Origin of the sequence: Fulvivirga aurantia, assembly GCF_009711475.1 — a bacterium.
Taxonomy (GTDB): Bacteria; Bacteroidota; Bacteroidia; order Cytophagales; family Cyclobacteriaceae; genus Fulvivirga; species Fulvivirga aurantia.
Genome location: NZ_SMMD01000736.1, coordinates 1 through 6849, shown reverse-complemented (window position 1 = coordinate 6849; position 6849 = coordinate 1). Strand labels below are relative to the sequence as shown.

Below are 6849 nucleotides of genomic sequence, written 5' to 3'. Positions count from 1 at the left end.
GATTGTTACTAATTGGCCCAAGGTCTACACCATTCTCACCATCATAAAGATGTAAAGCTGTGACTACCGGGTTTGAACTGGAGTTTGTAACATTGATGGTAATTAAATCATCATTAGTCAGTCCTTCATTATCAGTAACTTCTAATTTAAACTGATACGTACCATTTGCTCCATTAAATGGGTCAAGTTTTAGATTGGCCTGATTTGAAGTAAACGAGACCGAGGGGCCAGAAACCTGGGTCCAGTTATAATTTGAAATAACTCCATTTGGATCATACGTAAAACTCTTAACAACGATCGTACTAGGGTTTAGAAGTGTGATGTCAGGGCCTAGTTCAATGAGAGGAGCAATATTGTTGACTTTGTTTTTCCTGACTTTAAACATCCATTCGTAAATATTATAGCCAGAGCTTAGATCATAAGTTTGGTCCCATCCGTTATGGCCTTTTGCCTCAAGCAGTGTCAGGTAAGCTGGAATGTCTGGGTCACAATTATTTAGCTCCTCCACAAGTGTAGCTGAACCAAATCTATCACCATCACCTCGGTCGGGTGGTACAGCCCCATCAGACTCACCATGAATAGCCCAAACCGCGACTGATTCAAGGTCACAAATGTCTTCTTTTGGAGCATTACCACTTATAGGAACAATTCCTGCGAAAAGTGATGGGTTGTCAAGGGCATAATCCCATATACCTTTGGCACCTAAACTAATTCCGCTACCAAAAATTCGATCAGATGCTATACTATTATTATTAATGACATCATTTACAACTTCATTTATTGAGTTTACATCCCACTGAAAGTCGTTATCAAAGTCGTTGCAACTGGAGCCAAACTTAACGTGGGGGGCTACTATAATCATCTGTAATGTGTCAAAAAAATCATTTTGACTATTATTTATTGCTCCCGGAAGTCCTTTGCCATAAGAACAAGAGATATTATTGCCCATAGCTTGTGCACCGTGCAAATAAATTAATAGAGGATAATCATTGGCAGGATCATAATCATTGGGTTTGAACAGTAAGTACTCTGTACCAGCAGGCGAGACTTCGACTGTTCTATTTAATTGGGCATAGGATAGTGCACTTACCAGTAATGAGCCAATAGTAAACGCGGTAAATAGCATAATCCTAACCATCTTTTGATTAGGGTTATTCATTTTGGTTTTTTCGTTTTGTCGTAGCCTGGTGAGGACTACTGTTGGTTTACTTAAAGTTACTCAATAATGATTCCAAAGTGAAAAATATGCGATTTAATATAAATAATAAAAGCTGCCCCAAATTTAATGAGGCAGCTTTTTCTCAATGATGGGGTTGAGTTACTCGGAGATTATCACCGCATCAACTTCTTGCTGTTTTACCATTTTGTTAAACTCAGGAATTTCATTTGTAAAAATTTCATCTAACTCATTGAGTTGCTCGTCAATTCTCGCTGAAACTTCCTTTTTAAATGCTATTGCTTGCTCTGTAGGCGCAAAATCTCCCATAGCCATAAGGCTATTTAAATGACCTAACTTATTATTTAGCCTGATAGGATAATTAAGTGGGTCTTGTCGACTTTGGTTTTTAGTTTGGTACAAGGCTTCTTCAATTGTTTTCATTTCTTCCAGAATACTCTTAGCCTTTTCATTAATCTCATCATATTCTTCACCTTCCATTTTATTTGTGACGATTTTGATCTGCTCACGGGCCTCTCTTATATTCTTAATGGCCATATTTGTTTCAGTAAGCTTGTCACGTACAGAAATTAGGAAGTCAAATTGCTTTTGTAGTTCTGCCATTGTGGAAGTGGCTCTTGGATCTTTGAGTATTTTAAAGGTAGTTTCATCTTTATTACCATCAACCGTTAGCCTTAGTTTGTACTCTCCAGGCAAAGCTTTAGGCCCATCTAATGATGCCCACCATAAGATCATATTATCAAACCCTTCTGCACCGGGGTATTTCATATCCCAAATAAACCTGTTCATACCTTCTTTTACATCAAGCTTTTCCTCCTTTTCTTTTTTGTTAGGAGCGGTTGAAAATTTGCTGATTAATTTATCGTTCATGTCCAGAATCTCCAAAGAAATGGTATCAGCCTGAGCTGTATCTTTTATGTAATAATGGATCATAACTCCACCAGGATGATTTGTACCACTGGTTTTTGAGGATCCCCAACTACCTCCACCTATTCTAAACGCTTCTTTGGGTTGGTATAAATGAAAGTTTCCACTCTGCTTTTGGCTGTTTAATTGATGCAATGGTGTAAGGTCATCAATTAACCAAAAACTTCTGCCCTGTGTAGCAGCAATCAGGTTGTCATCTTTCACTGCCAGGTCTGTAATAGGTACAATAGGTAAGTTTAACTGAAAGCTCTTCCAGCTTGCACCATCATCAAAAGATATATACATGCCGCTTTCTGTACCCGCATATAATAAGCCTTCTCTTTCCGGATCTGCTCTCATTACTCTGGTAAAATGTTCACTATCAATGCCGGATGTTATTTTGGTCCATGTTTTACCGTAGTCATTTGTTTTGTATAGATACGGTGCATAATCACCGAGCTTATATCTTGTACCTGCCACGTAAACTCCACCTTTAGTAAAAGGATCAGCTTCTATGCTATTAATCATAGTTAGTTTTGGCATTGATGGCGGAGTTACATTTTCCCAACTTTCGCCACCATTTTTGGAAACATGTATTAACCCGTCATCAGACCCAGTCCATAAGAGGTCTTTTTCGTAAGGAGACTCTATTGCTGAGAAAATAGTGCAATAGTACTCTACACTGGTATTGTCTTTTGTAATCGGTCCACCAGAAGAACCTAATTTTGTAGAATCATTGGTTGTGAGATCAGGGCTTATTACTTCCCAAGATTGGCCTTCATTTGTAGTCACGTGCAGATGATTGGAAGCAGTATAAAGCTTATTAGGATCGTGTGGAGAAAAGAATATAGGGAAATTCCACTGAAAGCGATATTTCATATCTTCAGCTCCATGCCCCATAGGGTTGTCAGGCCAAACGTTTATTGCTCTAACTTCACCAGTTTCATGATTTACTCTGGTAAGAAAGCCATCATAACTTCCGCCATATACAATGTCATTGTTTTCTGGGTCTACTGCAATATGTGCACTTTCACCTCCGGCTGTTGACTCCCAATCACGTTCTCCGATCGATCCGCCAGTAGTTCTATGTGCAATTCTTACAGTAGAATTATCTTGTTGAGCTCCGTAAATGCGGTAAGGAAAGTGATTGTCTGTCGTAACCCGATAAAATTGCGATGTTGGCTGGTTATAATAAGTACTCCAATTTTCACCACCATCAAACGTAACCTGAGCACCTCCATCATCACCAATCACCATTCTTTGATTATCTTCCGGAGCGATCCATAAATCGTGATGATCTCCATGAGGAGCAACGGAAGGCTCAAATGTTTTACCACCATCTTTTGATTTGTGATACCTTACATTTAAAACATATACGATATCCTCATCTTGGGTGTCGGCATAAATTCTAGTGTAATACCATGCTCTTTGCCTTAAGCTTCTGCTGTCATTTAACTTTTTCCAGGTCTCACCTGCATCGTCTGATCTGAAAACTCCTCCATCATTATTTTCTATTATTGCCCAAACTCGGTTTGAGTTTACAGGAGATACAGTAACTCCTGAAATACCCCAGATACCTTTCGGAAGGCCTTGATTTGAGGATATGTTCGTCCATGTTTCACCAGAATCCGTACTTTTCCAAAGACCTGAACCGTCACCTCCACTTTCAAGGCTGTAAGGCGTACGTCTTATTCTCCAGGTACTTGCATATAAAACTCTTGGGTTGTTCGGATCCATCACAAGATCGACAGCACCTGCATCTGCATTGGCAAATAGTACTTTCTTCCAGTTTTTACCTCCATCTTCACTTTTATAAATACCACGTTGGTCAGATGACTTGTATAAGTCACCCATCACAGCTGCATAAACGATATCAGGGTTTTTAGGGTGAACCCTAACTCTCGAGATATGTCTGGTTTTATCAAGGCCTATAGATTGCCATGTTTTACCAGCATCTACTGACTTAAACATACCATAACCATAAGAGACATTACCTCTCACAGTTTTCTCACCACCACCTACATATATCACATTGTTGTCCCACTCACTAACGGCAATAGCTCCAATTGAGCCTCCAAAATATCCGTCAGAAATATTCTCCCAGGTGTTGCCTGCGTCTGTGGTTCTCCACACTCCACCACCGGTGGCGCCCATATAGAATAAATTAGGCTTGCCAGGTACACCGGTAACGGCTGCTGAACGGCCTCCTCGAAAGGGGCCAATGTTTCGCCATTCTATTGCTGAATATAACTTTTCGTCATAGTCAATACTGTTAGATTTGTTTCGGTTTCTTTTTTGGCCGGGAGCAATAGTAAAGGCCAAAATCATCATAGATAGTAAGAAGTAGATTTTGTATCTCATAAAACTTGGATTTTAGAAAATTACCAACTGATTCTGGCTGAATTTAATTAAAAGTAGAGTTATAAGTTGACGCTATTTTATGAGCGGTTTCAAAACAATTATCACGTTTCAATCGCCCTCACTTCTGTACAAAACTTACTTTATTTTATAGTTTTTTATTATAAGGCACTTTAATCCCTTATATTACATATGTAACTAACTGGTAATTATTATTTTTGATTATTATCTGATCTTTCGTTTTAAGATGAAGAAAGTCATTTTTTTATGTTTAAGTCTGGTTACAGTCAGTGAGTTAGCTTTAGCTCAGAACTATTCATATATAGATAGCCTAATGCGTGAGTTGAGGGTGAGCGAAGGTGTAGACCGTGCAGAATTGTATCTAAATATTGCATGGGAGTACAGAAAATCACATCCAGATAGCACCATTTACTACTCCGAAAAGGCACTTGAGCTTACCGAACAGTTGGGAAGTAAGTATAAAGCTCAAGCGCTCAATTACAAGGGTGTAGCTTACCACTACATGGGCAATAGCTTAAAATCTTTTGAATATTATAATCAGGCAATTGATCAGGCACTCAAAACCAAAGACTCCATACAATATGCGCATGCACTAAACAGTCTCGGGCGACTTTACCTAACACAAGGTGATTTTGTAAATGCCTATAATAATTACTTCGCTGCACTTGAGGTTTTTAGAAAGAAACAAGATGTACAAGGTCTGGGGTATAGTTATAAAAGTTTGGCAGAGTTATATCAAACACAAGGCAACTATAAAAAGGCGTTGGAGATGTCTCAAAGAACCTTGGATATAAGACTGGAAACAGGCAATGTGCATGGTCAGATTTCCATACTTCTTGAAATAGCATTAATACATAAAGCGCTTGGCAATTTTGACAAATCGTTTGACTTTTATCTACAGTCGAAAATAAAAGCAGAATCAATAAATGATAAAATAAATATAGCCATCATCAATCGTGGTATTGCAGAGCTTTATTATGATGAGGAACTTATGGATGAGGCCTTAATTTTTGCTGAGAAAGCTTATAGTGCAGCAGCCAATACGCAAAATCTCAATTTGCTTGGGGGTATTTTACTACAATTAGGTAAGGTTCATTACAAACAAAACAACCTAAAAACCTCTTTGGATTATCTGAATCAGGCGGTGGAAGTAGCTCAAAAATCTCAGGAAATGGCAATTTTAAGAGACGGACATTACTTTCTGGCAAAGATTTATGAGCAGCAAAGTAATTACTCTCTGGCCTATGAGCATTATCAGCAGTATGCCGAGATTGAAAAGAGACTAAGTAGTGCAGATGTAGCGCGGACCATAGAGCGGTTTGAGTCAAGAATCGAAATTGACCAGAAAGATCAACAAAATGAGTTGTTGATTGCAAATCAAGCCAAAGATCAGGCGATAATAGGGCGACAGCGTGTGCAAAATATTGCACTTCTGATAGTTGCCTTAGTTTTATTAGCGTTGGGTGTAAATATTTATATAACCAGCCGCAGAAGAAAAAGGGCCAATGTAAGACTGTATGAGAAAAATATAAGAATCGCACAGCAGCGTGAAGAAATTACCGCCCAAAATGAGCAGATCAGTAAGCAAAACGAAAAACTGAAAAAGCGTAACGATCAGCTGGCTGAGATTAATAATGAGAAAAATACATTGATGAATATCGTAGCTCATGACCTTAAATCTCCATTTAATAGAATAAAAGGACTGATTGAGTTGCTAAGATTGTCAAGGCCAAACGATGAGCAAAAAAATTATATCAATTTGCTCGATGATATAGCTCAAAACGGGACGGATCTTATACGAGACCTTCTAGATGTAAACTCATTTGAGGAGGACAGCAGGAAACCTATCATCACGAAAATCGATATACACAATATCCTTTTAGAAAAAACGAAGCTGTTCTATGCCGAAGGAAAGTCTAAAGGGATAGAGATTAGAACACCTAGCGTAGAAAGTCATTTATTTTTCCGGTCAGATAAAATATATCTATCTAGAATACTAGATAACCTTATCTCCAATGCTATAAAGTTTTCTTATAACGACTCAGTGGTTATTCTCAATGCTGGGGCTACTCAAGATCATGCGTTTGTATCTATCAAAGATCAGGGGCCAGGATTTAGCGAGGAGGATAAGGAGCATCTTTTTGTGAAGTTTAGAAAACTAAGTGCCAGGCCTACTGCTGGGGAAAGTTCTAATGGCCTTGGTTTGGCAATTGTAAAAACACTTGTTGATCGCTTAGATGGAGAAATAGAGTTAATATCAAGGCCAGGCAAAGGAAGTGAGTTTATCATTAAGTTTCCTGTAAAAGCAGAGGTGGCATCAACTACATAGTTTTCTTCTCAGACCATTCTTCTGAAATTTTTTTCACTTACTGATTAAACCTTTTTCT

The 6849-nt window shown here is 38.4% G+C and carries 3 protein-coding genes; 1 reads left to right on the top strand and 2 read right to left on the bottom strand.

Annotated features, from left to right (window positions below; translation table 11 throughout):
• Positions 1–1159: carboxylesterase family protein (locus E1176_RS08665; RefSeq protein WP_155210215.1), on the bottom strand; the 1159-nt coding region annotated here is incomplete at its 3' end.
• A 159-nt stretch (positions 1160–1318) separates the two neighbouring features.
• On the bottom strand, positions 1319–4444 hold the full coding sequence (locus E1176_RS08660; protein WP_155210214.1) for a WD40/YVTN/BNR-like repeat-containing protein: 3126 nt from the start codon (positions 4442–4444) through the stop codon (positions 1319–1321).
• Between the two features lie 244 nt (positions 4445–4688).
• Here E1176_RS08660 and E1176_RS08655 point away from each other — a divergent pair, with 244 nt between their 5' ends.
• Entirely contained in the window at positions 4689–6791 is a 2103-nt protein-coding gene (locus E1176_RS08655) for an ATP-binding protein (protein ID WP_155210213.1), read from the top strand.
• Positions 6792–6849: the final 58 nt, after the last annotated feature.

What these genes read in the sequence shown, in the direction of transcription:
- E1176_RS08660 (WP_155210214.1), bottom strand. Translation starts at nt 4,444, where the DNA reads ATGAGATACAAAATCTACTTCTTACTATCTATGATGATTTTGGCCTTT.
- E1176_RS08655 (WP_155210213.1), top strand. Translation starts at nt 4,689, where the DNA reads ATGAAGAAAGTCATTTTTTTATGTTTAAGTCTGGTTACAGTCAGTGAG.